Origin of the sequence: Streptomyces sp. C1-1 (genome assembly GCF_050214755.1) — a bacterium.
Taxonomy (GTDB): domain Bacteria; phylum Actinomycetota; class Actinomycetes; order Streptomycetales; family Streptomycetaceae; genus Streptomyces.
Genome location: NZ_CP189826.1, coordinates 4,026,920 through 4,053,830 on the forward strand (window position 1 = coordinate 4,026,920; position 26,911 = coordinate 4,053,830).

General features: G+C 71.0%; 29 protein-coding genes. 4 read left to right on the forward strand and 25 right to left on the reverse strand.

The window, feature by feature from the left end:
• Nucleotides 1–248 precede the first annotated feature (248 nt).
• From ACQF4J_RS18170 to ACQF4J_RS18180, 3 genes are read left to right on the forward strand one after another with little or no spacing between them, the layout of a single operon-like run.
• Entirely contained in the window at nt 249–773 is a 525-nt protein-coding gene (locus ACQF4J_RS18170) for a PadR family transcriptional regulator (RefSeq protein WP_351566254.1), read from the forward strand.
• Nucleotides 770–1,456: an ABC transporter ATP-binding protein gene (locus tag ACQF4J_RS18175; RefSeq protein ID WP_351566251.1), complete on the forward strand. Its 687-nt coding sequence runs from the start codon at nt 770–772 to the stop codon at nt 1,454–1,456. The genes ACQF4J_RS18170 and ACQF4J_RS18175 overlap by 4 nt, the downstream gene beginning before the upstream one ends.
• Nucleotides 1,453–3,786: an ABC transporter permease gene (locus ACQF4J_RS18180; protein WP_427166153.1), complete on the forward strand. Its 2,334-nt coding sequence runs from the start codon at nt 1,453–1,455 to the stop codon at nt 3,784–3,786. The genes ACQF4J_RS18175 and ACQF4J_RS18180 overlap by 4 nt, the downstream gene beginning before the upstream one ends.
• Before the next feature lie 51 nt (nt 3,787–3,837).
• Here the strand turns inward: ACQF4J_RS18180 and ACQF4J_RS18185 are convergent, their stop codons facing one another.
• The 10 genes from ACQF4J_RS18185 to ACQF4J_RS18230 form a co-directional block, all read right to left on the reverse strand.
• Nucleotides 3,838–4,269, reverse strand: coding sequence for a hypothetical protein (locus tag ACQF4J_RS18185; RefSeq protein ID WP_351566245.1), 432 nt, complete (start codon nt 4,267–4,269; stop codon nt 3,838–3,840).
• A 4-nt stretch (nt 4,270–4,273) separates the two neighbouring features.
• Nucleotides 4,274–4,660 carry a roadblock/LC7 domain-containing protein gene (locus ACQF4J_RS18190; RefSeq protein WP_200704576.1) on the reverse strand — a complete coding sequence of 129 codons (387 nt, stop codon included), beginning with the start codon at nt 4,658–4,660 and terminating at the stop codon, nt 4,274–4,276.
• A 33-nt stretch (nt 4,661–4,693) separates the two neighbouring features.
• Nucleotides 4,694–5,518: a MarR family transcriptional regulator gene (locus ACQF4J_RS18195; protein ID WP_351566242.1), complete on the reverse strand. Its 825-nt coding sequence runs from the start codon at nt 5,516–5,518 to the stop codon at nt 4,694–4,696.
• Nucleotides 5,519–5,724: 206 nt separating this feature from the next.
• Entirely contained in the window at nt 5,725–7,104 is a 1,380-nt protein-coding gene (locus ACQF4J_RS18200; RefSeq protein WP_351566239.1) for an AI-2E family transporter, read from the reverse strand.
• 149 nt (nt 7,105–7,253) lie between these two features.
• Nucleotides 7,254–7,937 carry a transglycosylase SLT domain-containing protein gene (locus ACQF4J_RS18205; protein WP_200705428.1) on the reverse strand — a complete coding sequence of 228 codons (684 nt, stop codon included), beginning with the start codon at nt 7,935–7,937 and terminating at the stop codon, nt 7,254–7,256.
• A 399-nt stretch (nt 7,938–8,336) separates the two neighbouring features.
• Nucleotides 8,337–9,662, reverse strand: a complete 1,326-nt coding sequence (locus ACQF4J_RS18210; protein ID WP_351566236.1) for a PhoH family protein — start codon at nt 9,660–9,662, stop codon at nt 8,337–8,339.
• A 304-nt stretch (nt 9,663–9,966) separates the two neighbouring features.
• Complete coding sequence (locus ACQF4J_RS18215; protein WP_351566233.1) at nt 9,967–10,740, reverse strand: isoprenyl transferase; 774 nt, start codon at nt 10,738–10,740, stop codon at nt 9,967–9,969.
• Between the two features lie 664 nt (nt 10,741–11,404).
• Nucleotides 11,405–12,268: a methyltransferase domain-containing protein gene (locus ACQF4J_RS18220; protein WP_351566230.1), complete on the reverse strand. Its 864-nt coding sequence runs from the start codon at nt 12,266–12,268 to the stop codon at nt 11,405–11,407.
• A 172-nt stretch (nt 12,269–12,440) separates the two neighbouring features.
• Nucleotides 12,441–13,316, reverse strand: coding sequence for an LLM class flavin-dependent oxidoreductase (locus ACQF4J_RS18225; protein WP_427166157.1), 876 nt, complete (start codon nt 13,314–13,316; stop codon nt 12,441–12,443).
• Nucleotides 13,317–13,356: 40 nt separating this feature from the next.
• A complete protein-coding gene (locus tag ACQF4J_RS18230) occupies nt 13,357–13,935 on the reverse strand; it encodes a dihydrofolate reductase family protein (RefSeq protein ID WP_351566224.1) in 579 nt (192 codons plus the stop codon).
• Between the two features lie 76 nt (nt 13,936–14,011).
• On the opposite strand from ACQF4J_RS18230, the gene ACQF4J_RS18235 reads away from it, so the two are divergent.
• Nucleotides 14,012–14,380, forward strand: a complete 369-nt coding sequence (locus ACQF4J_RS18235) for a DUF192 domain-containing protein (RefSeq protein ID WP_351800758.1) — start codon at nt 14,012–14,014, stop codon at nt 14,378–14,380.
• On the opposite strand, the gene ACQF4J_RS18240 is transcribed toward ACQF4J_RS18235, so the two are convergent.
• The 15 genes from ACQF4J_RS18240 to ACQF4J_RS18310 form a co-directional block, all read right to left on the reverse strand.
• On the reverse strand, nt 14,377–15,528 hold the full coding sequence (locus ACQF4J_RS18240; protein ID WP_351566219.1) for an acyltransferase family protein: 1,152 nt from the start codon (nt 15,526–15,528) through the stop codon (nt 14,377–14,379). The genes ACQF4J_RS18235 and ACQF4J_RS18240 overlap by 4 nt on opposite strands.
• A 132-nt stretch (nt 15,529–15,660) precedes the next feature.
• The gene (locus tag ACQF4J_RS18245) at nt 15,661–16,242 is read right to left on the reverse strand and encodes an OmpA family protein (protein WP_351566593.1); all 582 of its coding nucleotides are present in this window, start codon (nt 16,240–16,242) and stop codon (nt 15,661–15,663) included.
• A 53-nt stretch (nt 16,243–16,295) separates the two neighbouring features.
• The gene (locus ACQF4J_RS18250; RefSeq protein WP_200705334.1) at nt 16,296–16,874 is read right to left on the reverse strand and encodes a hypothetical protein; all 579 of its coding nucleotides are present in this window, start codon (nt 16,872–16,874) and stop codon (nt 16,296–16,298) included.
• A gap of 32 nt (nt 16,875–16,906) precedes the next feature.
• Nucleotides 16,907–17,506 (reverse strand): pilus assembly protein TadG-related protein, encoded by a 600-nt coding sequence (locus ACQF4J_RS18255; RefSeq protein ID WP_351800762.1) that lies wholly within the window; start codon nt 17,504–17,506, stop codon nt 16,907–16,909.
• On the reverse strand, nt 17,506–17,703 hold the full coding sequence (locus tag ACQF4J_RS18260; RefSeq protein ID WP_351800764.1) for a Flp family type IVb pilin: 198 nt from the start codon (nt 17,701–17,703) through the stop codon (nt 17,506–17,508). Before ACQF4J_RS18260 ends, ACQF4J_RS18255 begins: the two co-directional genes overlap by 1 nt.
• Before the next feature lie 118 nt (nt 17,704–17,821).
• The gene (locus tag ACQF4J_RS18265; protein WP_351800766.1) at nt 17,822–18,559 is read right to left on the reverse strand and encodes a response regulator transcription factor; all 738 of its coding nucleotides are present in this window, start codon (nt 18,557–18,559) and stop codon (nt 17,822–17,824) included.
• Nucleotides 18,560–18,600: 41 nt separating this feature from the next.
• On the reverse strand, nt 18,601–20,013 hold the full coding sequence (locus tag ACQF4J_RS18270) for a sensor histidine kinase (RefSeq protein ID WP_351566205.1): 1,413 nt from the start codon (nt 20,011–20,013) through the stop codon (nt 18,601–18,603).
• A gap of 19 nt (nt 20,014–20,032) precedes the next feature.
• Nucleotides 20,033–20,920, reverse strand: coding sequence for a DUF5936 domain-containing protein (locus ACQF4J_RS18275; protein ID WP_351800768.1), 888 nt, complete (start codon nt 20,918–20,920; stop codon nt 20,033–20,035).
• Between the two features lie 19 nt (nt 20,921–20,939).
• The gene (locus tag ACQF4J_RS18280; protein WP_351566199.1) at nt 20,940–21,884 is read right to left on the reverse strand and encodes a type II secretion system F family protein; all 945 of its coding nucleotides are present in this window, start codon (nt 21,882–21,884) and stop codon (nt 20,940–20,942) included.
• Between the two features lie 11 nt (nt 21,885–21,895).
• On the reverse strand, nt 21,896–23,233 hold the full coding sequence (locus ACQF4J_RS18285; protein ID WP_351566196.1) for a CpaF family protein: 1,338 nt from the start codon (nt 23,231–23,233) through the stop codon (nt 21,896–21,898).
• 28 nt (nt 23,234–23,261) lie between these two features.
• Entirely contained in the window at nt 23,262–23,609 is a 348-nt protein-coding gene (locus ACQF4J_RS18290) for a TadE/TadG family type IV pilus assembly protein (protein ID WP_351566193.1), read from the reverse strand.
• 1 nt (nt 23,610) lies between these two features.
• Nucleotides 23,611–23,991, reverse strand: coding sequence for a TadE/TadG family type IV pilus assembly protein (locus tag ACQF4J_RS18295; RefSeq protein ID WP_351566190.1), 381 nt, complete (start codon nt 23,989–23,991; stop codon nt 23,611–23,613).
• The gene (locus ACQF4J_RS18300; RefSeq protein ID WP_351566187.1) at nt 23,988–25,244 is read right to left on the reverse strand and encodes an AAA family ATPase; all 1,257 of its coding nucleotides are present in this window, start codon (nt 25,242–25,244) and stop codon (nt 23,988–23,990) included. Before ACQF4J_RS18300 ends, ACQF4J_RS18295 begins: the two co-directional genes overlap by 4 nt.
• A gap of 6 nt (nt 25,245–25,250) precedes the next feature.
• On the reverse strand, nt 25,251–25,955 hold the full coding sequence (gene cpaB, locus ACQF4J_RS18305) for a Flp pilus assembly protein CpaB (RefSeq protein ID WP_351566185.1): 705 nt from the start codon (nt 25,953–25,955) through the stop codon (nt 25,251–25,253).
• A gap of 81 nt (nt 25,956–26,036) precedes the next feature.
• Complete coding sequence (locus ACQF4J_RS18310) at nt 26,037–26,864, reverse strand: hypothetical protein (protein ID WP_351566590.1); 828 nt, start codon at nt 26,862–26,864, stop codon at nt 26,037–26,039.
• Nucleotides 26,865–26,911 lie beyond the last annotated feature (47 nt).

The following is a 26,911-nucleotide window of genomic DNA, read 5'->3' on the forward strand; positions in this document are numbered from 1 at the left end:
GGAGATGTGCCAAAGGTCCGTCGTTCCCGCCTTTTGCGGACGTGACAATCAGCACCCACCCCAACGGAACCGACGGTTACGAGCGGTCAGGGGTTGCCCGACCAGGCGAAGCGATACCACCTCGACACCTGGGGGCCTTGTTGCAGAACCATGACAATCGGTCGCCACCTGGGCTCCCGCACAGCGCGCCATGATCTACACACGGCGCGTATACACAAGGCGTATACACCCCGTGTACAGTCCTTGGCATGTCCATCGGTCACACCCTTCTGGGACTCCTGGAGTCCGGGCCACGCCACGGTTACGACCTCAAGCGGGCCTTCGACGAGAAGTTCGGTCACGACCGGCCGCTGCACTACGGCCAGGTCTACTCGACGATGTCCCGGCTGCTGAAGAACGGCCTCGTCGAGGTCGACGGCATCGAGCCGGGCGGCGGCCCCGAGCGCAAGCGGTACGCGATCACCGACGCCGGGATCACCGACGTCGAGCGGTGGCTCGCGACGCCGGAGGCGCCGGAGCCGTATCTGCAGTCGACGCTCTACACCAAGGTCGTCCTGGCGCTGCTTACGCACCGCAACGCCGCCGACATCCTCGACACCCAGCGCGCCGAGCACCTGCGCCTGATGCGGATCCTCACCGACCGCAAGCGCAGGGGCGATCTCGCCGACCAGCTCATCTGCGACCACGCCCTGTTCCACCTCGAGGCCGACCTGCGCTGGCTGGAGCTCACCGCCGCGCGCCTCGACAAGCTCGCCGAGGCGGTGACCAAGTGACTCCCGACGGTTCCCTGCTGGTCGCCGACGACCTGCACAAGGCGTACGGCCCGACCGTCGCCCTCGACGGCGCCGAGTTCTCCATCCACCCGGGCGAGGTCGTCGCCGTCATGGGCCCCTCCGGGTCCGGCAAGTCGACGCTGCTGCACTGCCTCGCCGGGATCGTGCCGCCCGACTCGGGGTCGATCCTCTACAACGGGCGCGAGATGGCGACCATGAGCGACTCCGAGCGCAGCGCCCTGCGTCGCTCGGAGTTCGGGTTCGTCTTCCAGTTCGGTCAGCTCGTACCGGAACTGACCTGCGTCGAGAACGTCGCGCTGCCGCTGCGGCTCAACGGCACCTCCCGCAAGGAGGCCGAGCAGGCCGCGCTCACCTGGATGGAGCGGCTGGAGGTCGACGACCTCCGCAAGAAGCGGCCCGGCGAGGTCTCGGGCGGTCAGGGGCAGCGGGTCGCGGTGGCGCGGGCGCTGGTGACCGACCCGCGCGTGCTCTTCGCCGACGAGCCCACGGGCGCGCTCGACTCGCTCAACGGCGAGCGCGTGATGGAACTGCTCACGGACGCCGCGCGGTCCACCAACGCGGCCGTGGTGCTGGTCACGCACGAGGCGCGGGTGGCCGCGTACTCGGACCGCGAGATCGTCGTACGGGACGGCAAGTCCCGGGACATGGAGCGCGTCGTATGACCTTGCGGGGGTGGGCCAAGGACTTGGCCATGGGGGTGCGGTTCGCCTTCGCCGGCGGCCGCGAGGGCTGGGTACGGGCCCTGCTGACGGCCGTCGGCGTGGGGCTCGGCGTGGCCCTGCTGCTGCTGACGACGGCCATTCCCAGTGCGTTGTCCGCGCGTGACCGGCGCGGCAGCGACCGGGACGACTTCACGTACAGCGCGAAGGTGCTGCCGAAGGCCGACGACACGGTGATCGTCGCCCAGACGGACACGGCTTTCCGCAGCGACAACGTCCGCGGCCGGCTGCTGCAGCCGGAGGGCGCGAAGGCACCGTTGCCGCCCGGGGTGGGGACGTTCCCCGCGCAGGGCGAGATGGTCGTCTCGCCCGCGCTGAAGAAGCTGCTGGAGTCCGGCTCGGGCAAGCTGCTGCGCGAGCGCCTGCCGTACCGGATCAGCGGCACGATCGGGCACGCGGGGCTGATCGGGCCCGCCGAGCTCGCCTACTACGCGGGCGCCACGGGCCTGGAGCACCACCTGTCCGGCGGATACGTCGAGCGGATCGACTACTTCGGGCCCTCTCCGGGGCACGAGCAGGACGAGCTGGATCCGGTCCTGATCCTGCTCATCATGATCATCTTCGTGGTGCTGCTGCTGCCGGTGGGCGTGTTCATCGCGGCGGCCGTGCGCTTCGGCGGCGAGCGCCGGGACCGGCGGCTCGCGGCCCTGCGGCTGGTCGGCGCGGACGGCCGGATGGCCCGCCGGATCGCGGGCGGCGAGGCCCTGGCGGGGGCGCTGCTGGGGCTCGTCCTCGGCGGTGTCTTCTTCCTGATCGGGCGACAGTCCGCGGGCCTGCTGGTGGTGCGGGACATCAGCGTCTTCCCCAGCGACCTCAACCCCTCGCCCGCCCTGGTGGCGCTCGTCGCGATCGCCGTACCGGCCTCGGCCGTCCTGGTGACGCTGTTCGCGCTGCGCGGGGTCGTCATCGAGCCGCTCGGCGTGGTCCGTACGGCGAAGCCGCCGCGCCGCCGGCTGTGGTGGCGGCTGCTGCTGCCGCTGGGCGGCCTGGCGCTGCTGTACCCGATGATGGGGAAGGGCAACGGCAACGGGAACTTCAACGAGTGGATGGTGATCAGCGGCACCGTGCTGCTGCTGATCGGCGTCACCGCGCTGCTGCCGTGGCTCGTGGAGGCCGTCGTGGCCCGGCTGGACCCGGGCGCCGTCTCCTGGCAACTGGCCGTTCGCCGCCTGCAGTTGAGCAGCGGCTCGGCGGCCCGCATGGTCAACGGCATCGCCGTCGCGGTGGCCGGGGCGATCGCGCTGCAGATGCTGTTCGCCGGCGTCGAGCACGACTACGTCAAGTCCACCCGCGCCGATCTGAACCGGGCTCAGATGGAGGTCTCCCTGCACGGGGACATGGCGCCGTCCGAGGCCGGCCGGCGGCTGGCGCGGACCGAGGGGGTGCGCCACGCCACGGCCCTCTCGCTGGGCTCGGCCGGGAACGGCCCGAAGGACCCGGACGACAGCGTGGAGGTGGCCGTCGGCTCCTGCGCGGAGCTCGGCCAGGTGGCGCGGCTGGCCTCGTGCCGGGACGGCGACATCTTCCGGATCGTCGGCGCCCACTACGACTCCACGTCGCCGAAGCTGCTCAAGGCGGGCAGGACCCTGTACTTCGACCCGGCCTACAGCGGGTCGACGAGCCACACGGTCCCCTGGAAGCTGCCCGCCGGCCTGAAGACCGCGGGGCCGCGGGAGGACCCGACCGGCTACGAGCGCGGCGGTCTGCTCATCACGCCCAAGGCGCTGCCCTCGGCCACCACGGCCGGCTTCGTGCGGAAGGTGTACGTCTCACTGGACCCGTCGGTGTCCGACGCCCGTGAGTACGCGCGCAACGCCGCCGCGGCCATGGACCCGCTGGCGGACGTGTACGCGCTGACGTCGGGCAAGGTGAACCTGCAGTTCCGCTCCATCCGCACCGGCCTGTTCGTCGGGGCCACCTGCGTCCTGGTGCTGATCGGCGCGAGTCTGCTGGTCTCCCAGCTGGAGCAGCTGCGCGAGCGCAAGAAGCTGCTGTCGTCACTGGTCGCCTTCGGCACCCGGCGCCGCACGCTGAGCCTGTCGGTGCTGTGGCAGACGGCGATCCCGATCGCGCTGGGCCTGCTTCTGGCGTCGATCGTCGGTCTGACACTGGGCGCGGTGCTGCTGCGGATGACCGGCGAGACGGTGACCGTGGACTGGGCGAGCGTGCTGTCCATGACGGGCATCGGCGCCGCGGTGGTCCTCGCCGTGACCGTGCTGAGTCTGCCGCCGCTGCTGCGGCTGATGCGCCCGGACGGTCTGCGCACCGAGTAGCGGGGCGCGCCCCGTCGGCCCCTCCTCCACGCCGGGGAGGGGCCGGCGCGTTCACAGGCTGTGCTGCTGCACCACCCGTCGTACCTGCGCGAACAGCATGCCCACGTTGACGGACTTGCGGCACACGACGACCGCGACGACGTCCTGCTGCTGGCTCATCCTCACGAACAGGTGGGTGACGTTGTCGCTGTTGACGAGGACTTCCTGGAAGAAGTGGGTCTCGTCGCCGCTCTGCCCCCGGCGTTCCTTCCAAAGGTCCTCGATCATCAGGACGGTACGGCCCTGGAACAGATCGAGCGTCGCGCCCGCCAGCAGGTCCAGGACCTCCGGAGGGTGATTGTCGACCGTCTCGTACGCCAGCAGCATGCCGGTGGCCATGTCGACGACACCCGACGCGACACAGTCGGGGGCCTCGGTACGCAGGGATTTGACCAGGCTCATCACCTGGTCCGAGAAACCGGCGTTCATACGCTTCGTCGCCATCCTTTCAGACTCCTTCTGCCGTCTTGCTCATGAGGATCGAGCCGATCCGGTCCAGGGCGGGCTGGGTCGCCAGGTGCAGCCGGTCGACGTCCATGCCCTCGTCACCGAGGACGATCATGAGAGCCGTGTCGCCCACCGCGTAGAAGGCCGCGCAGCCGTGGCTTCCGTACGTCACGGTCTGGCGCAGGGCGCCGCGGGCGGTCGCCTGGGCGGTACGGCGGGCCAGGCCCAGGCCGGCCGCGGCGAGCGCGGCGAGGCCTTCCGGGTCGATCGAGTCGGCGGTGTCGGCCGCGATGAGCAGGCCGTCGGCCGCCGCGACCGCGGTGTCGGTGATGCCGGTCACCTGCTCCCGTAGTCCGCGCATCTCGAGCGCCAGGGCTTCGTGATCCATGTACTCAACTCCCGTGATTTCCTTGGTGTCTGTTCATCTCGTGCTGCCGTTGCGAAGCCGGAAGAAGCCGCCCGGCCTGCGGCGCGGCAGGTCCGCCGGGCCGGGCGGTTCGGGCGGGGGCGGTGCGGGGGGCAGGGGTGCGCGGTGCCGTACGCCCTCGGGCGGAGTGCGGACCGGGATGGGAGCGGGCCGCGGGGGGCAGGTCAGCAGTCCCTCTGCGAGCATGCGGGCGAGTTCGACGGTGACGGTGTAGACGCCGCGCCCGGTGCGGAAGGCGAGGTCGCGGGCGGTGCGGCGGCCGTCGGCGTGGGCGAGGACGTCCCGCCGCAGTTCGGTGAGCGGCCCCTCGAAGCCCACGACGGGCAGCGGCCGCTCCCGGTCCGGGTGGACGGGGTACGGCAGGGTGGCCAGGGCGGCGAGCTTGCGGCTCGCCTCCTCCAGCAGCCGGACCGAGGACTCACCGACCGGTACCGGGGCGGGGGGTTCCCGGCCGGCGGGGCCGCTCTCGCAGCCGTCGATCCGTCCGGCGATGACCGCGAACACCGCGTCCTGCAGCGCCATCGCGCACACCACCCGCAACTGGGCGGCGCCCGTGTAGCCGTGCGCGATCAGCCCGGTGACCGGCCAGCGCGCGCCGCCGGCCTCCCGGACCAGCGCCGCCCACTGCTCGCCGGTCACCCGTCCGGAGCGCAGCAGCAGGGCCTCGGGGCCGGGCGCGCCGGGTGTCTCGACGGCGACGACGAGTCCGTTCCGCAGGTGGAAGGTCGCGCCGGGCACCCCGGACACCCGTAGCTCTCCGGTCAGCTCCTCGCGCCCACAGGCGGCCAGGGACCGCGCCAGCAGGTCGTAGCCCGACATCACGCTCCTCGCCCGCCGCAGCCGTCTCGCACATACGCCTGACGCGTAGCGCTGAGGGGGGAAGATTTATCAGCCGGAGCGCATATTCCGGACGGAGATTTCCGACCTGTCGCTCAATGGCGGAAGTTGGGCCGAGGGTCCGCGCAATTGGTTTTGTTCGGCGCTCATTTGATCGAACGGGAAGGGGATTTCGAGCAGGTCGGCGGTCAGGCTCCGGCCTTGTCGTGGGCGTCGCCGGGGGCTGCGCCCCCGGACCCGGCTTCGGCCTCGACGGCCTCGTCCTCAATCGCCGGACGGGCTGGGAGCTCGACGGCGTCCTCCGGTTCCGTCTCGTCCGTCTCCCCCGCCGAGTACGCCCTCAGGTAGCCCACCACGGTGTTCGTCACCGCCACCAGCGGGACGGCCACCACGGCGCCGCCGATGCCCGCCACCATGCCGCCCGCCGCGACCGTCAGGACCACGGCGAGGGGGTGGACGCGTACCGCGCGGCCGAGGATGAAGGGCTGCAGGATGTGGCCCTCGATCTGCTGCACGGCGAGAACCACGACCAGGGTCATCAGCGCCGTGAAGACGCCCTGGGTGACCAGTGCGACGACCACCGCGAGCGCGCCGGAGGCCACCGCGCCGACCAGGGGGATGAAGGAGAACAGGAAGATGAAGACGGCCAGCGGGACGGCCATGGGGACGTCGAGGAAGTAGATGCCGAGGCCGATGAAGACGGCGTCGATGAGGGCGACGAGGACCGTGCCGCGGACGTAGGCGGTCAGGGTGCGCCAGGCCCGCGGGCCCGCGCCGGCGACGCCCGGACGGGCCGCCGCGGGGACCAGCTTCAGGAACCACTCCCAGATGCGCCGGCCGTCGTAGAGCAGGAAGAGGGTGGAGAAGAACGTCAGCAGGATGCCGGTGAGTGCCTCGACGACGACCTGGACGCCCTCCAGGCCCGCCGAGGTGATCTGGTCGGTGTTGGCGCCGACCGCGTCCCTGAGGTTCTTGGCGATCTGGTTGATCTGCTTCTCGGTGACGTGGAAGGGACTCTTCAGCAGCCAGTTGCGCAGATCGTCGATGCCGTTCTGGATCTGGTCGGAGAGCGTGTCGATGTTCTCCATGACCTGCCAGGTCACGAACCAGCCCAGGAGCCCTATCACGATGAAGCCGAGGATCGCGGTGAGGGCGGTGGCGGGGCCGCGCGGGACGCCGTAGCTCTTCAGGCGGGCCACCGTGGGCTGCAGCAGCGCGGTGATGAGCAGGGCCACGACGAACGCGAAGACGACGAGCTGTACGGCGCTGATGACCCGCATCAGCACCCACACGGTGCCCGCGAGCACCAGCAGCCGCCAGCCGGCCTCGGCGGCGACGCGCACGCCCCAGGGCACGGCCTGGGCGGGGTCGGGGCGCACCGGGACGACGACGGCCTGGGGCACCTCGTCCGACACGGGTTCCTTCGCCGAACGCACCGGACGCGGGCGGTGCGGCGGCCCGATCTCGGACTCCTCGCGCTCCACCTCCGCGCGGCGTTCGTCCAGCCGCTCGCCGACCTCCGTCAGCCCGGCGCCGAGTCGGCCGAGCCACCCTGGCACTCGCGACATGATCCGTCCTCTTCCCCCGCGTCCCCGGGTGCTGGCCACCACTCCCCCCTGGAGTCGTTCGCGTCCGACCGTACAGGGCGAAAGCCCCTCCCCCTAGGACGGGGAGGGGCTGCGCGGGGTTGAGAGGTGAGGCGGTGAGCCTCGCCGACTCAGTACCAGTGGTTGGCGACCCAGAAGGACTGCGCCTCGCACGGGCTGCCGTAGCGGCTGTTCATGTAGTTGAGGCCCCACTTGATCTGGGTGGCCGGGTTGGTCTGCCAGTCGGAGCCGGCCGTGGAGTACTTCGAGGCGGGCAGTGCCTGGAAGAGACCGTAGGCGCCGGAGGAGGCGTTGACCGCGTGGTAGTTCCAGCTGGACTCGTGGTCCACGATGTAGCTGAAGCACTGGAACTGGTTGCCCGGCACCATCTGCCGGGCCATCGCCTGGATCTCGGCGACCGTGTACGAGCTCTGGACCGGGAAGTCGGCGCTGCTGCGGCTGGCGGCCTGCTTGACCTCGGCGCGCTGCTTGGCTTCCTTGGCGGCCTTCTCCGCCGCCGCCTTCTTGGCGATGGCGGTGTCGGCTGCGGCCTTGCGGGCGGCAGCCTCGGCGTCCTTCTTGGCGCTCGCGTCGGCCTGGATGGCCTGCGCGTCGGCCTGCTGCGTCAGGGAAGCGGTCTGCACCTGGGCCTGCTGGCCCGTCGGTATGTCCGCGAGCAGCGTGGTGTCGGCGGCCGTCGGCTCGGCGTCGTTGTTCTGCGCGACGCTGCCCGAGGCAACTCCGACGACGCTTCCGACGGCGGTGACCGCGGTGGCCGAGGCCACTGCGAATCCCCGGACCGAAATCCGGCTCACACGGTTTCCTTCCAGCATCGCCCGCTTCGGTGACCCTGGCGGACGCAATCGTGCCCCTGGCGCTGGCCTCCCAACTACGGGGTCACGGGAGACACGGGCCCGGTGGGCAACTCCCGCTCGGGGAGCGCCGCGTGGTGCTCGGGCGGCATACGACGACGCTATGGAGTTGGCTGTGGTGCTCTTGTGGTGCCGTACCGCTGGGGGTACAGGTGTGTCGTATGCGGGGCCTGACAGGAGTGAGACTCTGCCGTACGGGGACGCCGGGTGGCAATTCTGAGTTGCGTGTGAAAGCTCACATGCTGTTTGCCCCACGGGATTTCACGGAACGGCACCACGCGAAGGCGCCGCCCCGCTAGGCTCTCGGCCTTTACGAGACGGCGCCAACTGGTGCGGAATCGGTCAGATTTGACCGTCTTCCAGCATTTCGGTCACAAGCGCCGCGATCTGGGACCGCTCGGACCTCGTCAGGGTCACGTGCGCGAAGAGCGGATGCCCCTTCAGCTTCTCCACGACGGCGACGACACCGTCGTAGCGCCCGACGCGCAGATTGTCCCGCTGTGCCACGTCATGAGTGAGAACCACCCGTGAATTGGCACCGATTCGGGACAGAACGGTCAGCAGGACGTTCCGTTCCAGCGACTGCGCCTCGTCCACGATCACGAACGCGTCGTGCAGCGAGCGCCCGCGGATGTGGGTGAGCGGCAGGACCTCCAGCATCCCGCGGGAGGTGACCTCCTCGATGACCTCGCGGCTGGTGACCGCGGACAGGGTGTCGAAGACCGCCTGCGCCCAGGGGCTCATCTTCTCGGCCTCGGAGCCCGGCAGATAGCCGAGTTCCTGCCCGCCCACCGCGTACAGCGGACGGAAGACCATCACCTTCTGGTGCTGGCGGCGCTCCAGGACCGCTTCGAGGCCGGCGCACAGCGCGAGCGCCGACTTGCCGGTGCCGGCCCGACCGCCCATGGACACGATCCCGACGTCCGGGTCGAGGAGCAGGTCGAGCGCGATCCGCTGCTCGGCGCTGCGGCCCTTGATGCCGAACGCCTCCCGGTCGCCGCGCACCAGCCGGACGCTGCCCTCGGCCGTGACCCTGCCGAGCGCCTTGCCGCGCTCGGAGTGGATGGTCAGGCCGGTGTGCACGGGCAGGTCGGAGGCCTCGGGGACGTGGATGTGCCCTTCCTCGAAGAGGATGTCCACCTGCTCGGCCGCCAGGGTCAGCTCGGACATTCCGGTCCAGCCGGAGGAGTCCGTGATGGCGAGCTCGGCGCGGTACTCCTCGGCGAGGAGACCGACGGAGGAGGCCTTGATCCTGAGCGGCAGGTCCTTCGACACGACGGTGACGTCGAACCCCTCGGCCTGCAGATTGCGGGCGACCGCGAGGATGCGGGAGTCGTTGTCCCCCAGGCGGTAGCCGGTCGGCAGAACGCTGGGGTCCGAGTGGTTGAGCTCGACACGGACGGTCCCGCCGAGTTCCCCGATCGGGATGGGGGCGTCGAGGCGGCCGTACTTCACCCGGTAGTCGTCGAGCAGACGCAGGGCCTGCCGGGCGAAGTAGCCGAGTTCGGGATGGTGCCGCTTCGCCTCCAGCTCCGTGACCACCACGATGGGGAGCACGACCTCGTGCTCCTCGAAGCGGGTCAGGGCGTTCGGGTCGGCCAGCAGGACGCTGGTGTCGAGAACATAGGTGCGCCGGTCTGGCTTGTGGCGCTTTGTGCTGGTCACCACGGAAGGACGTACCCCCTCGGATGAGGTCGGGGAGCGACGGAGTGGAGCTGGACCGGTCGACGGCCGCGATGCACGGGCCGAGAACCGGCCCTCCGCCTTGTCTTCCGTGCTGGAACCGCACGGTCGGGCTGGTGCAAAGGGCCTCCCGGGCGGACGGCCCCGTGCCGTCCGCTGAGATCCGACACCCGTGGTTCGGGCATCGACCTGACTGGCTTATGCCCTCGAACACGCGTCACCATGCCGACACTCACGACGGCGCCCCGGTGAACTCCTTGTTACACCCGCCCCAATGTGGGTAGGGCCGTCAGCCTCCGTAGCGCCGGTGTCGCGCCGCGTAGTCGCGCAGGGCCCGCAGGAAGTCGACCTTGCGGAAGGCCGGCCAGAAGACCTCGCAGAAGTAGTACTCGGAGTGCGCGGTCTGCCACAGCATGAAGCCGGACAGCCTCTGCTCGCCGCTGGTACGGATGACGAGGTCGGGGTCGGGCTGGGCGCCGGTGTAGAGGTGGCGGCCGATCATGTCGACGTCGACGGCCTCGGCGAGGTCCTCCATGGTGGTGCCCTTGTCGTGGGCGTCGAGGAGCATCGAGCGCACGGCGTCCGCGATCTCCTGGCGGCCGCCGTAGCCGATGGCCACGTTGACGAGTATCCCGTCGACGTGGGCGGTGGTCTCCTCGGCCTCCTTGAGCGTCGTCTGCATGTTCGACGGCAGCAGGTCGGGGGTGCCCACGTGGTGCACCCGCCAGCGGCCGTCGGCTGCGAGGGTGCGCACGACGTCCTCGATGATGCCGAGGAGCGGGCCGAGTTCCTCCTGCGGCCGGTCGAAGTTGTCCGTCGACAGCAGCCACAGGGTGACGACCTCGACGTCCGTCTCGCTGCACCAGCCGAGGAACTCCTCGATCTTCTCGGCGCCGGCGCGGTGGCCGTGCACGGTGGTGGAGCCCGAGGCCTTCGCCCAGCGCCGGTTGCCGTCCATGATGACGCCGATGTGCTTGGGCACCTGAGCGTGGTCCAGGTGGCCTTCCACCCGGCGCGCGTACAGCCTGACCAGCAGGCCGCGCAGCTTGTCGCGCAGGTTCACGTGATTGTCAGCCCCTCAGATGCGATCGGACGGCGGGCCCAGGCGTGCGCAGGGCGCTCCCTGTCCGTATGGCGGTCCCCGGCGGCGAAAGCCTACCCCCGCCGCACCGCCACTCTCCCAAAGGCGGCCGGGGAGCACAAAAAACGGGCCGGTCCGTGGGGGGGAGACGGACCGGCCCGAGGGGGGGTTTCCACCATAACCCTTCGTAAGTGATGCTGCGTGCATCGGCGTGCCACAACTACTCTCCGGAATCGAACGGCGACGCGCGGGTGCTGGTCGAGGGCCCTTTTCGTGGCCGCCCCATGGCCGAAAGACAGCTGATGGACAGGGGTTTCGCGCAGGAGGCGGCGAGTCCGGGAGGTCCGGCGCGCCGGTGCGGCCGTTCGGCGGAATGCCGTCGGGGTCGCCCGGGCGGGTGACGCGGGCCGCGAACCCCGGCTTGACGGCGGTATCGGCCCCGGACACGTGAGAACGGCACCGCGCAGCCCCCTCCACCGCGCGGTGCCGACCGCGCAGCTTTGCTGACGCGAATTACCTTGGTCTGAACCTACGTGACGGTTGGGGCTGGATGCGACTCGCGGGCATAACAATGTGGAAACCGGGGTGCGTGGGCCGGACGGACCGGGCCCGGTGAACCGCCGACGGCGGCGGACAGCAGCTGTCCTCATCCCGTCCCGCGGGTCGTCGTCGGCAGCGACGGTTCCCGGCCAATCCCACCGAAGCGGGCATCGGGGGGCTGTCGGCGTGGCTTGCGGACGTCGAAGAGGTGACGGGTGCTGTGGGCGACGAAGGGGCCCTTGCTCTCGATCTCCTCGTGCAGGGACCGCAGGCGGTCCTCGTACGCCTCGACCGTGAAGCCGGGGACCATCCACACCACCTTGCGGAGGAAGTGGACGACGGCCGCGATGTCGTGGAACTCGATCCGCAGGCGCTCGGCGCGCAGATCGACGACCTCCAGGCCGGCGGCCTCGGCGCCCGCGCGTTCACGGCCGGGGTCACGGCCCATGCCCTGCTCCGGCGGGAGCGGGCCGAGGAAGCGGTCGACGAGTTCGAAGACGCTGCGGGGTCCGACGTGCTGGGCGAAGTACGTGCCGCCGGGCCGCAGGACGCGGGCGATCTCCGTCCAGTGCGGGGTCACCGGGTGCCGGCTGCTGACCAGGTCGAAGGCGCCGTCCGCGAAGGGGAGCGGCGCGTCCTCGTGCGCGTCGACGACCACGGTGCCGCGCGGGCCGAGCAGTTCGGTGGCCTTGGCGACGTTCGGCGGCCAGCCCTCGGTCGCGGCGCTGAGCGCCGGCGCGCTCGCGGCCCGGCCCAGGGCGAAGTCGAGTACCTCTCCTCCCCCGGTCTGGATGTCCAGCGCGGCGGTGGCACGGGCGAGCCGGCCGGCCAGCGACACGGCGTATCCCCACGAGGGCCGTTCCTCCGTGGCCCGTCCGTCGAACCAGGAGAAGTCCCAGCCCTCGGTGGGGACGGCGGCACCCTCGGCGAGAAGGGCCTCGAAGGAGCGGGGGGTGTCGTCGGCGGCCATGAGGTGATCCTGACAGGGGTACGGCGACGGGCGCCTCCGAATTTTCCGGTGTCCCGCCCGTCGGTTCACCCCGTGCCGTACCGCGGGCCGAGGCCCGGTCGGGGGAGCTCGTACGCCTGCCGGACGGTCTCGGCGTGCCCAGCCGGGTCGCCGGACCCGGTGCGGCCGCCGTTCACCGCACGAGGGGCCCGACCTCCTGGGCCGCGAACCGCACGAACCCCTCCGGGTCGGGTTCGTCGCCCGTCGGCTGAAGGATCACCCGGTCGGCGCCGGCCTCCGCGAGCCGTCGGACGGCCTTCGCGACGGTGTCGGCGTCTCCGGCGACGCCGAGGTCGGGGACGGATTCCAGGCCCTCGGCGGTGAGTTCGGCGCGCAGCCGGGAGGCGGCGTCGGGGCCGGTGGCGGTGAGGAGGTAGACGACGATCTCGTGGAGTTCCGCGGTCCGTCCGGCCGCCTCGCGGCCCTCGTCGACGAGCCGGCGTGCCGCCCGTACGCCGTCGGCGTTGGTCGACGCGGTCAGCAGGGTGCCGTCGGCGGCCTCCCCGGCCAGCCGCAGCGAGCGCGGGCCGGTGACGCCGGCCAGCACGGGGACGGGCGTGGCGGGCGGCCAGTCGAGGGCGACGTCGTCGAGACGGACGTAGCGTCCGGTGGTGGTCAGCCGTTCCCCGCGGAGCAGGGCGCGCAGGGCGAGGAGGTGCTCCCGCAGCAGGGTGACCGGCGACGCGGCCCGCGCCCCGACCTGCCCCATCCAGTCCTGCACTCCGTGTCCGACGGTGACGATCGGGCGGCCGGGGAACATGCGGTGCAGCGCCGCGGTCTCCATGGCGGTGACGGCGACGTTGCGCAGCGGCACCGGCAGGAGACCGATCCCGACCTTCAGCCGCTCCGTCCAGGCGAGGGCGGCGGCGACCGTGGAGATACCGCCCTCCAGGAAGCAGTCCTCCCACAGCCAGAGCTCCTGGAGCCCGCTGTCGTCGGCGAGTTCGGCGACGGCACGCAGTCGCTCGGGCGGGAGTTGGGGTCGGAACACAACGCCGAGTCCAGTCATGCCCCCTTCCTACCCGGCGGGGACGAACCGGACAACTTCTTTACTCCTCGCCGGTGTTGTCGTCCCGCCCGTAGTGCAGCAGTACGACCCCGCTGCCGAAGACGTGGCTCTCGACGAGCCTGAGCGAAGCGGCGATGTCGCCCTCCGGGAAGAGCCGCCTGCCCCGGCCGACGAGGGCGGGATGGACGTACACCCGGTACTCGTCGACGAGTCCGAGGCGCAGGAACTCGGCGCCGAGTTCGGCCCCGCCGACCCAGAGATCGCCTTCCGTGCGTTCCTTGAGGGCCCGGACCTCCTCGGGCACGACCTCCCGGACCAGGGTGGCGTTCCAGTCGACCTTCTCCAGGGTCCGCGAGTACACGAACTTGGGGATGTCCCGCCAGATCGCGGCGAACTCGGCGGTGGTCGGGGAGGCGTCCGGGTCGGCGTCGGCGGTGGGCCAGTGGGCGGCCATGAGCTCGTAGACCCGGCGGCCCTCGATCAGGCCGCCCAGTCCCCTGACCGTGTCGTTGAAGTGCCGGTGGAGTTCCTCGTCGGCCCGGGACCAGCTGATGTCGTGGTCCGGTCCCTCCATGTAACCGTCGAGGGAGACGGACATCATCAGGACGATCTTTCCCATGGTCCCCTTCTTTCCCGTGCGCAGGGCGGATACCTTCGGTTCGCGCGGTGGGCGGCACCGCCGGGAGGTCCTGAGTATGGCGCGGCGATGGCGTGACGGACGGGGCGAACTCGTAGTGCGTCCGGAGGACGGGGCGGCCGCCGTGTCCGTGTCCCTGGAGATCGCCGCCTCCTATCGGGCGCGTACCAGAGGGCTGCTGGGGCGGGACGGCGTCGACGGCGCGATCCTGCTCTCCCCCGCGAACAGCGTGCACACCTTCCGCATGCGCTTCCCCATCGACGTCGCCTACCTCGACCGCGGCCTCAGGGTCGTCGCCGTGCGCACCATGCGTCCGGGCCGGCTCGGGCTGCCCCGGCTCCGCTCACGGCATGTCCTGGAGGCCGAGGCCGGAGCCATGGAGGGGTGGGGCCTGCGGGTCGGGGAGCGGGTGGCGGTTCGGGCCTAGGGCCGGGGGCGCGCCCTGAGCGCGGCGGTCAGGGACTCCCACGACCTGTACCGCTTGAACGGGGTCTCGAAGACCTTCGAGAACAGCCACGCGCCGGTCACCGAGACCGGCAGCGCGACGGCGAGCGTGAACAGGAACGTGGGCAGGCCAGGCGCCACGAAGTGCGGGGCCACTCGGCGGATCACGGCCAGGACGATCGGCAGATGGATGAGGTAGAGGCTGTAGGAGAAGCCGCCCAGGCTCTCGACGGGCCGCGTGGTCAGCAGCCGCACCAGGACGGCGGGCCTGCCGGTGGCCACCCCGGCGAGCAGCAGCGTCATGGCGGGGGCGATGGCCAGATCCACCCAGAAGTAGTGGTTCACCGTCCAGACGGAACCCTGTACGACGCCCAGCACCAGGACGGGCAGAGCGGCCAGAGCCGCGAACCAGGCCCACGGCAGGCGCCGCACTCTCTCGGAGGCGGCGACGACTCCCGCACCGGCCATGCCGGCGACGAACACGGGGGCGAGGTGCGGAGCGAGCCAGTTGTCTCCCTCGACGGGGGACGCGCCGGGCGCCGCCAGGCCGCCGGCGATCACCGGGAGTGCCACGCAGGCGACGAGGACCACGGCGTTCGTGCGCCGCCTGACGTACAGGAAGAGAAGGAAGAGGAGGTACAGCTCGGCCTCCACCCCGATCGACCAGAAGGCGCCGTTCGGTGTCGGAGCGGTGAACACGTCCTGTGCGACGAGGCCGTAGACCAGGACCGTCGCGGCGGTGGGCGGTCCGAAGTGCGACGCCGGAACGACGAACCAGGAGATGGCCAGGCTCAGGACCAGCGCCGCCCAGTACGGGGGCAGGATGCGCCAGGCGCGGCGGCGCAGGAACTCGGCGGCGCCACCCGAGCGCCAGCCGTGGCGTGCCGGGGAGATCGCCAGGGAGAAACCGGACAGCACCAGGAAGAAGACGACGGCGACCCGCCCGAACATCAGCCCGTCCAGCCAGGCGGGCGCGGAACTGTCGGGATAACCCGGGAAGGTGTACAGCCAGCAGTGGAACAGGACGACGTACAGCGCCGCCAGGCCGCGCAGGCCGTCCAGGCCCCGCACCTGCTGCCGGCGGGCGGGTGCCCCGCTCGCCCGTTCCGTCCGCCCCGCGGGGCCGGCCACCTCCACGGCGCTGCCGACCGGCGGACTCGAATCAACTGAAATCGCTCGGACCCTTCTCTGGGCGCACAGGCCTGCCACGGACCGTCACCGACTGGTACGTGGTGCCCGGCCGAGCGGTTCAACGCGCGCCCGTCAGCTCTCGCCGCGCGGGAACGACACCTCCACGCGGCGGTTCTTGCGCCGTCCCTCCTCCGTGGCGTTCGAGGCGATCGGGTAGTCCTCGGAGTAGCCGCGGACCTCGAAGGTGATGCCGGGGTCGTTCAGTTCCTGGGCGAGGACGTCCTGTACGGCGTTCGCGCGCTGCCTCGACAGGACGAGGCCGTGGGCGTAGCTGCCGAGGTCGTCGGTGAAGCCGAAGACACGGACGTGCGTCGCGTTCTGCTTCTTGATCTCGTCGGCGATCGTCGCGATACGGGACTTGGCCTCGCCGTTCAGCTTGGCGCTGTCCTTGCTGAACAGGACCTCCGCCTGCAGGGCGAACGTCACGGACGTGTTGGTGTCCGAGCGGCGTTCGTCGCCGTTCTCGTCCTCCACGACCGACTTGATGTCCAGGACCTTGGGGGCGGCGAGGGTGGCGCCCTCCGGCAGCTTCAGATCGGGATCGTTCGGGTCGACCTCGACCGGGGCGGAGGCCGAGGGCTCGGTGCCCGGGGGCACGCTGGGGCTGCCGTCGGCGTGCGCCGACACGGCACCGACGAGGTTGGTCGCGACCATGAGGGTGGCGGCCGTGAGGAGCAGGGGGAGGCGGGGGGCGGTCACCTGGGGCCTCACCCGGAGATCTCGATGTCAGCGGGCGCGAACATAGGCAGTTGGAAGGACACTTGGGTCGTGTCGGCGGGCGGCGCGGGGAACTGCATGAATACCGGGACGCTCTCGCCCGACTTGACGGAAGTAATGCCCGTCGTGGTCAGCGGGCGACCGTCCGTGTCGCGCAGGACGTAGTACCGCTTCTTGCCTTTGGAGTCCACCAGTGTGGCGCCGCCCAACGATCGGCCGTTCCTGATGATCTCGGTTTCGTTGCCACTCAGCTGCGCCGGAAGCGTGAGTGTCTTGCCGCTGTCGTTCTTCAGATTTCCACTGACTGTGACAAAACCACCGGAATCCCGCTTGGCGGAAGTGACCTGAATAAGCAGGCCGTCGGGACCTTTCAACTCTGCCAGGGGCTCTTCGGACTGACCTTCCTGAGCACTCGGGTCGGTCCCCCCGGCTTTGGACGCAGACGCCGTTGCCTCCGGCTTCTTGCCGTCGCCACCACTGCCGCAGCCGGCCACTCCGAGGGCCAGTCCGACCGCGACGGTCAACGCGACCGCCCCCCTGCGGGCCTTCGTGGTGAACCGAATGCTCATGACTGCGTTTCCCTTGTCTCGTCGTTCGTTTGTCACTCGGCCAGGTGGACGTCGAACAGGTCCTTGGGTTCCGGCAGATCGGTGAGATCCTTCGGATCCAGCTTCCAGTCCCTGTCCTTGCAAGTGAGCTGCGGCAGCGTGTCGCCTCCGGCGTCACCGGCCGGAGGGACGAACGAGCACAGCGGGTCGATGACGGCCGTGGCGGACGCCCTGGAGCGCTTGTCCGCGACACCCGGGACGATGGAGTCCCCGACGGGCTTGTTGGTCGTGACCTCGACGGTGTAGGTGAGGAGTTCCGGCCGCTGACACATCGCACCGCTCAGCACCGCGTCGTTCTGCTCGGCGAGTTGCGCTGCGCGGGCACACGCCTGGTCGTCCGGCAGATTGCCGTCGAAGAGGTCCTGCCACTTGGCCGGATCGAGTACGTCCGTCACCCACTGGCCCGCGAGTTCGTCCCTGGTGTGCTGAGCCGCCGCGAGCGCTGCCGCATCGGCCGCCGTTTGTGCACCGTTCCGATTCACAGCGGCCTGGCCGACCGCGACGTAGGCGAACGCGAGAAAGAGCAGACCCGCCACCACCGTGATGTAGATGGGGAAGGCCTGCCCTGCATCGTCGTGACTACGCAGGCGCATCAACCACCGGTCACCTCGGTGATCTTGTCCGTGATTGCGTTGAAGATCGTCTGCCCGATGTCCGTACCCGTGATCGCCAGCACGATCGCCACGACCACCGCGATGATGCCCAGGTACTCCACGGCCGTCTGGCCCTTGTCGTTGCGGGCGGTGCGAGCCTGCAGGTACGCGACGGTGGTGTTGATCCAGTTGCTCATGGTGCTCCCCTCCGGGTTCGCTTCCGATCCCGGAACCGTACGATGCCGTCCCTCGCCGTCCCGAGGGTCCCAGGACCCAATCCCGGGCCCAAACGCGCCTTCGACCCCGCACGGCGCCTCACCCCGTCCCTCGCGTACCGAGCCATGTGGCGGTGGCCTCGGAGCGGTTGGTGCTGTGGAGTTTGGCGAAGATGCGGTTGATGTGGTTCTTGACGGTCTTCTCGCTGATGAAGCAAGTGGCGGCGATCTGCTGGTTGTTCATGCCGGACGCGATGAGGTCCATGATCTCCGCCTCCCTCGTACTCAGCCGGGACCGTGACCCCAACTGTCCCACATCCGGTTGCACTTGCGAAAGACTTTGTGAAGAAACTAGTGGAGACTTGACAGTTACAGCAGAAGGGGAATGTGCAATCGCACTTCGCAGTACGTCGGCCGCCGTCGCCGTGAAGTGCGCGCGGCCCTCCCTGACGTCCCGTATCGCCGCGACCAGCCGGTCGGCCGTGAACTCGCCGTGGACCAGGTAGCCGCCCGCGCCGCGGCGCAGGGCCTCCTGGACGATCTCCGACTCGCTGCTGTACGTGAGCATCAGCACCGGTGCGATCGGCACCAGGTAGGGCAGGACCGACAGGCCGTCCATGCCGGGCATGCGGACGTCGAGGAGGACGACGTCGGGGCGGCAGCGCCGGGCCGCCTCGTAGGCCTCGCGGCCGTCGGCCGCCTCGGCGGCGACCGTGATGTCCTCGCGCCCGGAGAGCAGGGCGGTCAGGCCCGCGCGGACGACCAGGTTGTCGTCGGCGACCACCACCCTCAGCGGCGGGGGCGGCTGGGCCGCGGGCAGGTCGGGAAGGTCCGGCATCGACGGCCTCCTCTCGTCGGCGTGGGAAATCGGCGTGACGCTCATGCGGTCAGTGCGGTCAGGGCCGTGAGCGGCAGCTCCAGGCGGACCTCGGTGCCCTGCGGGTGGTCTCCGCGGCCGACACTGATCCGGGCGCCCACCGAGGCCGCCCGCTCCGCCATGCCGACCAGGCCGAAGTGGCCCGCGCGGCGCAGTTGTTCGAGGGTGGTGCCGGGGGGCAGGCCGCCGCCGTCGTCGTAGACGCTGATGCACAGCAGGCCCTCGTGCACGCCCCCGCTCACGTCGATCCGGGTCGGGGCCGCGTGGCGGTGGGCGTTCTCCATGGCCTCCTCGGCGATGGTGAGGAGCTGGCGGGCGACGGCGGGCGGGACCGGGGGCACGGTGTCGTCGCCGGTCGGGCGGCAGGCGGCGGACAGGCCGGTGCGGGTGGCGAAGTCCCGGGTGCGGGAGGCGAGTTCGGCCAGTACGTCGGTGCCGTGGTCGGGGTCGTTCTCGCGCCGCAGGTCGGTGAGGAGTTCACGGGTCTCGGCGGCGGCGCGGCGGGCGGAGCGGGCGACCAGTTCCGCCTGCTGCCTGAGCCGGGCCGGATCGGCGCCGTCCCGGCCCGCCGAGGCCGCGAGGCCGTCCGCGGCGAGGGCGACACCGTGCAGGGTCTTGGCCACCGAGTCGTGCATCTCCCGTGCCAGGCGGGCGCGTTCGGCGCTGACCGCCTCGGTGACGGCGAGGCGGGCCTGGACCTGGGTCAGGGCCTGGGTCGCCGTGCCGAAGCGGAGCATCAGGCCGCGCAGCGAGGAGCCGACCGCGCCGGCGATGACGCACAGGCCGGGCAGGAGCAGCGACTCGGCGAGGGCGGCGTGCAGGTCGTGCCTGGTCGCGTAGACCAGCAGGAGGATGAGGGACTGCAGGGACGCGAAGCAGGCCGCTCCCCGCCAGCTGTAGACGATCCCGGCGAGCAGCGGGGTGCAGACGCTGACGTACGCGAGCGTGGTGTCCGGGCCCGCCGAGATCAGCAGCAGGGAGCCGAGGAGGGTGTCGACCGCCAGCAGGGTGGGGTGGCGCAGGAGCAGGGGGCCGAAGCGTTCCCAGTCCCGGTAGAGGACGTAGGAGCCCATGAAGGTGACCACGACGGCGGCGCCGACCAGACGGACGGGCATGCCGGGGGCGGCGTTGACGAGGGCGGCCGGGGCGGCCAGGGCGATCATGGCCAGGCGGAAGGCGAAGACCTGACGGCACATGGCCTGCAGGGCGTTGACCTGGATGGAGAGGGCGGGGGGTTCCGGGGTCTCCGGCAGGACCCGGTCCGGCGGGAGCAAGGGGGTCACCGAGGGCACCGGGACGTCGGGGGCGCCGGTGCGCGCGTGGTCCGCGAGGACCGTGCCCGTCGGCGGTGTGGTGATCCGCGCCGTCCGCGGGCGGCGCCACGGCGGCCCGCCGCGTTCCTTCGTCGTCGCCATGCTCGTCGCCCTCCCCTGCCTACTTGCCCGTGAGCGTGCCGAAGTCGGTGCCGGAGCCCAGCAGCAGTCCCGCGCCGAGCAGGAGCAGTGTCGCCGGGACCATGAAGGTGGTGATCATCAGCGTGGCCCGCGGGACGGCCCGCGCGGCCTTGCGGCGGGCGTTCTGGGCGTCCGTGCGGCGCATGTCCTTGGCCAGCGAGACGAGGGTGTCCACGATGGGGGCGCCCAGTTCCTCGCCCTGCTGCAACGCCGTCACGAACATGGCCACCTGCTCGGAGTCGTTCCTGCGCCGCAGTTCCGCGAAGGCCTGGCGGCGGCTCATGCCGAGGTCCATCTGGCGCAGGGTGATGCGCAGTTCGTCGGCCCAGGGGCCCTCGTAGCGGGACGCCACCCGGTCCAGGGCCTGCCGGAAGCCGAGGCCCGCGCTCACCACGACCGCCAGTACGTCCAGGAAGTCCGGGAGGGTGCGCTCGATGACGTCCTTGCGGTGGCGGATCGCCACCCAGATGCCGACCTCGGTCCAGAACGCGCCGAACGCGAGCAGCAGCAGCGCGACCAGGTACTGGCCGCGCAGCAGGAACACCAGGAAGCCGACGGCGCCGAGGAAGCCGTAGACCGCTCGCCGGGCCGCGTACCGGTCGATGGTCAGACCGCCCGGGTTGCCCGCGAGGTCGATCTTGCGGCGGTACTTGGCGACCAGCCCGGGGCCCATCAGACGCAGGACCGCGGGGGCGTAGCGCATGCCGAGGCGGTCGATGAGGGAGTCGACCGCGCCGGTGCGGGTGGCGCCGACCTCCAGGGCCAGGAGCAGGTCGCCGGGGAGCTTGGCCTCCGCCCGGTACATGCGGATGCCGGCGAAGACGCCCCAGACGCTGAGGCCCATCACGAGCGCGAGCAGCAGTGCCATGTCACATACCCCCCTTTCCTCAGACGTCGATCCGCGACATGCGCCGGATGAGCACGAACCCGACGGCGTACATGGCGAAGGCGATGATCACGCACGCCTGGCCGACGGGCGAGCCGGTCATGCGGTCCAGGGCGCCGTCCTTGACCCCGTTCATCAGGAACAGGGAGCCGATGCCCATCACGGGTACGGCGTACGCCGTCATGTTGACCTGGGAGAGCTGGGTGCGGATCTCGCGCCGGGTCTCCTTGCGCTCCTCCAGCGTCTCGGTGAGGTTGCGCAGCGCTCCGACGACCTGTCCGCCCGCCCGGTTGGACAGCACCAGGGTCGTGACGAGGACGACCAGTTCGCGGGAGGGCAGCCGCTCCGCGAGGTCCCCCAGCGCCTCGTCGAGGGACTGGCCGATCGCCAGCTGGTTGGCGACCTTCTCCAGTTCCTCGCCGGCCGGCGCCTCCAGTTCCTCCGCCGCCATGCTGATCGCGGTGCGCAGCGCCAGCCCGGCCTGCGTGGCGTTCGCCAGGATGCGGGCCAGCTCGGGGAGTTGGTTGATGAACTTCTCGATGCGTTTCTGGCGCTGCCAGTTGAGGAACTGCCAGGCCGCCCAGACACCGAGCAGGCCTGCGAGCGGGCCGAAGAAGGGGGCGAGGGAGGCCTGGCCGATGAGCCACAGCGCGGCGACCCCGGCGAGCATGTAGACGAAGAACTCGCCCGGGGTGATGTCGAGGCCGGTCGCGGTGAGCTTCAGCTCCAGTTTCCGGCCGAGCCCGGTGCGGCGCAGCCGGCGGTCGAGGTTGCGGAAGCGGCGGGCGCGGCCGGTGACCGGTATCTGGCCGGTGTGCGAGAGCCGTTCGATCAGCGCGGCGCGCTCGGCGCGTCCCGTGGCGTACGCGTGCAGACCCATGACGGCCAGGAGGCAGGTCAGCAGTGTGATGCCGGTGGTGAGGGCGACGAGGTCTTGCAGATCCATGGGGGCGGCACCTACCTGGCTTCTCGGGTGGCTAGCTGGTCTGCGGACCGGGCGACGCCGAAGGCCTGGGGGACGGCCTGGTTCGCCATGTAGAGGCGGTCCGCGCTGCGGCGGGTGAGGGGGTAGTGCTCGAAGGCGCCGTGGATCCGGCCGTCCGGGGCCATGGGCCGGGCGTTGAAGCGGGCCACGGTGGCCAGCCGGTACGGCTCCCCGCCGTGGCTGTCGAGCAGGGCGACCTCGGTGACGCGGCGGGCGCCGTCGGCGAAGCGGGTGAGCTGGATGATGACGTCGACGGCGCTGTTGATCTGGTCGTGCAGGGCGACGAAGGGGACCTCGACGTCGGACATGGACGCCAGGGTCTGCAGGCGCATCAGGGCGTCCTCGGCGCTGTTGGCGTGGACGGTGGCGAGGGAGCCGTCGTGGCCGGTGGACATGGCCTGGAGCATGTCGAGGGACTCGCCGCCGCGGACCTCGCCGACGACGATGCGGTCGGGGCGCATGCGCAGGGAGTTGCGGACCAGGTCGCGGATGGTGATCTGGCCCTTGCCCTCGACGTTGGGCGGGCGGGACTCCAGGCGGATCACGTGCGACTGCTGGAGCTGGAGTTCGGCGGAGTCCTCGATGGTGATGATGCGCTCGCCCTCTGGGATCAGTCCGGAGAGGGCGTTGAGCAGGGTCGTCTTGCCGGTGCCGGTGGCGCCGGAGACGATGACGTTGAACTTGGCCCTGACCAGGCCCGCGAGCAGGAACAGGATGTGCTCGTCGAGCGAGCCGAAGCTCACCATCTCCTGGAGGGTGAAGGAGCGCGGGAAGCGGCGGATGGTGAGCGTGGCGCCGGTGAGCGACAGCGGCGGAATGATCACGTTGACGCGCTCGCCGGACGGCAGGCGGGCGTCGACCATCGGGTTCGACTCGTCCACGCGCCGGTTGACCGTCGACACGATCCGCTCGATGGTCTGCATGAGCTGGTCGTGGGAGGCGAACCGGAGCGGCAGTTGCTCGACGCGGCCGCCGCGTTCCACGAAGATCGCGTCGGGGCCGTTCACCATGATCTCGGTGATCGACGCGTCCTCCAGCAGGGGTTCCAGGATGCCCAGGCCCAGGGCCTCGTCGACGACGCGGCGTATCAGCTGGGAGCGTTCGACCGTCGACAGCACCGGGCCCTCGCGGCTGATGATGTGCCCGAGGACGCGCTCCAGGCGGGCCCGGCGCTCGGCCGCGGCCAGCGAGGACATCTCCGCGAGGTCGATCTCCTCCAGGAGCTTGGCCCGGTAGGAGGCGACCAGGTGCGCGTCCTCGCCCCGATGGCCGTTCTCCTCGGGGGAGTTGATGCGTGCCCGCAGGCTCATGGGTCGGTGCTCCTCGCTGTGCCGTGCGTCAGTGGTCGAGCGGCATGGTGGCGGTCTTGCTGGCGTAGTGGCCGTCGCCCACTCCCGGGAAGATGCCGGGGATGCGGACGCGGGAGGTGACCTGGACCTCGGTGCCGAGGCCTGCCTCCGCGCAGGTCACTTGCAGGCTCACGGCCTGCGCGCAGGCCGCGCCCGCGTCCTGCCCCAGGGAGGCGGCACGAGCCCCCGCCCGGGCCGCGGTGCCCGCCTGCTGGGCGGCGTAGGCGACCAGCCCCAGCTGCACTCCGGCGAGCGCGACGAGAAGCAGGACGGGGAGGAACCCGAGGTACTCGATGGCCACTTGGCCCGCGTCACGACGTCTGCGGTGGTACGACATCTCACTCCTTCACCTCCTCCACGGCGCCCGCGTGTCCGTGCACGGTGAGGGGGAAGGAGACCGACCCCGGGAACAGGACGGGGACCTTGATCGCCACGTCCGCGGTCACGAAGCCGGTGCCGTCGCACTGCTCCACCGTGGCCGCTCCCCTCCATGCCCCCGACAGATGCTTCAGCGCCGCCTGCTGGCAGACGCCGAACCGCTCGCCCCGGGGTGCGGCCGTTCCCGCCCGTACGCCCTCGTCGGCAGCATTCCCCGCGAGCGAGTAGGCGTACCCCACCAGCACGAACTGCCACACCAGCACCAGGGTCAGGATGATCAGCGGTGTCATGCCCAGGAACTCGATGGTCACCTGGCCCCGGTCGCCGCGCCGCCTCCTCATGGCCCCAGCTCCCTGCGCCGCCGGAAACTCACCGACCCCCGGTCCCCGCGGAGCCGCCCCCCGCCGCGGTGCGCCCCTTCCATGGCCCGCATCAGGCCCAGCTCTCCGGCGAGGCCCCAAAGGGCCTGCTTGATCGCACCCTTGTTGTCCAGTTCGTGGATCCGGCCGGCGTCCACCGCGGACTGCAGTTCCTTGAAGTTCGCCGGGATCGCGGTCGCCGCGACCGCGGTGCCGGTGATCTTCTGGATCAGCGGCGGCTGGATCTCGGCGGCCCGCGAGTGCCGGTTGACGACGACCGTCGTCTCCTCCGCCTTGCGGATCTGCAGCCGGTCCCACATCCGCACCGTCCGCTTGGCGCCCCGCACCGCGACCACGTCGGGCGTGGTGACCAGCAGTGCCAGGTCGGCCATCTCCACGGCGGCGGCACCGGACCCGCTCAACTGGGCCCCGCAGTCGACGACCACGACCTCGTAGCGGGACCTGAGAGCGCTGACGATCTGCCGGGCCGCCCGGTCCGTCATCTCCTCGCCGCGCTCGCCCTCCCCCGGCGCGAGCAGCAGCGACACGCCCGTGTCGTGCCGGAAGACCGCGTCCGCCAGGACCCGCGGCGAGATGTCGGTGATCGCGGCCAGGTCGACCACCGACCGCCGGAACTGCACGTCCAGGTAGGAGGCGATGTCGCCGGTCTGCAGGTCCATGTCCACCAGGGCCGTGGCCCGTCCCGAGGCCTGCGCGGCCAGGGCGAGCTGGATGGCGGTGAGGGTCGCCCCGACCCCGCCCTTGGCCCCGCTCACCGTCACGACGGTGCCGCCGACGCCGGTGAACACATCGCCTCCGGCGCCCAGATGGCGCCGTACACCCACCGACCACTGGGCGACGGCCTGCACGCGGCTCGCGAGTTCCTCGTAGCTCAGCGGGAGGGCCACCAGGCCGCGCGCGCCGTAGTCCATCGCGGCCTGGAACAGGCCGGGGCTCGCGTCCGTGGTGACGAGGATGACCCCGACCGCCGGGAAGCGCAGCGCCACCTCGCGGATGAGTTCCAGGGCCGGGACCGGGCCGATGCGTTCGTGGACCACCACGACCTCGGGGAGCTCGTCGACCGACTCGGCGGCCAGGCGGGCGAGGGTGTCGACGAGCTGGGTGGAGTCGACGACCGGGGCGACCGGTTCGGCGTCCGGGAGCTGGCTGAGCAGGGTCGTGAGGGAACGGACCGCGTCCGCGTCACCGACGGCCGGGAGGATCCTGGTGGGCATGCGGGCTCACTTGTCCTTCGCGAGTTCGTACGTGCGGTCCTTGTCCGGGACCGTCGTGCCGCCGCCCGGTGCGACCAGCGCGAGCCGGACCCGCTGGGCGAACGACTCGGCGTAGGTGATGCGCTGCGCGTCGAGGGTGGAGAGGGCGAAGGTGATGGGGACGGTGTCGGTCGGCTGGTTCTTGCCGGCCTCCGCGGGGTCGAGCGCCTTGATCTGGCCCACGTTCAGGACCTTCGCGTTCGTTACGATGATCTTGGACTCGGCGGGGTCGCCCTGCCGCTGGCCCGCGAAGGTGGCGTAGACGTTGACCGTCGAACCGGGCGTGATCTGGCCCGCCACCCCGGTCGCCGCGTCGATCATGATGGCGACCTCCTGCTGTCCGGGCTGCAGGGCCGGCTGATCCACGATCATGTCGGTCTGCAGCAGGGAGCCCGGCTTCAGCGTGGTGACGGCGATCTTGCCCCGGATGTCGCCGATATGGGTGACCGCGTTCTCCGACAGCCAGCGCCTGGGCATCGAGATCTTCTCGAACTGGTCTGCACTGAGCTGGGTGTACGGCTCGATCTTGGCCTTGACCTGGTACGCCGTCACCTCGGGCCCGACCTTGGACCGCACGTCGCCGATCACGGACAGGACGCCGGCGAACGCGCCGAGGGCGCAGACGATCGACAGGACCAGCAGGAGCACGCCGCGGCGCTGACGGGAGTTCATGAACCGTACAACCTCATTGGGGGATATCGGTCGAGCGGATGGGGGGTGTGCGAGCGGTACGCGGGGTGGTGGGCGGCGGCTTCAGGAGCCTCTCCCGGCGGGGAGCTGCCTGGGGCCGTCCGGGGGCGGTGGCGGGGTGGCGGAGCAGAACACGCAGCGGTCGCCGATCACGTCGATGCCGCACCAGTGGCAGACGCCCTGCCGGACGGACGTGACCAGCTGGTAGAGGACCGAGAGGTCGGGCAGGTAGGCGGCGAACTCGATCAGCTTGTTCGTGCCCCACCAGGCCGCGGACTCGGCGGGCGCCGGGATCTCCCGCAGTCCCTGGGCGTTCCACTGCTTGGCCAGGGTGGCGGTGACCCAGTCCGACTGGAGCTGTCCCTTGGCGACCAGCATCCGGGTGCCGAACTCCGGTCCGGCAAGGGCGGCCCCGGGCCCGAGCTTGACCAACTGCGGCTCGGGATGGGCCAGTACGGCGAACTGGCTGCCCGGCACCCAGGACTTCGCGTGCGACTTCAGGCCCACGGGAACGCGGTCCAGCCGGGCGACGGAGCCGAGCAGCGCGCCCGCGTGGATGTAGTGGGTCAGCAGCCGGCCCGCGGAGGCCAGGACGCCCGGACTGAGGTCGCAGGAGGCGAGCTGGCGCAACTGGCGGGCCAGGACCGCGAGTCCGAGCGGGGGCAGGTCGGGCCGGAACAGGGCGATCCGGTCGCTCTCCAGCAGGGAGCGGATCGTCCGCAGCCGTTGCTCCACTCCGGCGGGGGCCGCCTTCGAGCACACGACGACGAGATGCCCGTACTGGTCGATCAGGGCCTGTACGGCCGCCAGCGCCTGGTCGAGAGGCTGACGGTCCAGGTCCCGCAGGACGACGGCGGGCAGGGTCCGTTCGTCCTGCGGCGGCAGCGCCATGTCGGCACTGGTCACGGCAACGGCTGTTGGCACGCGCAGCTCCCCGT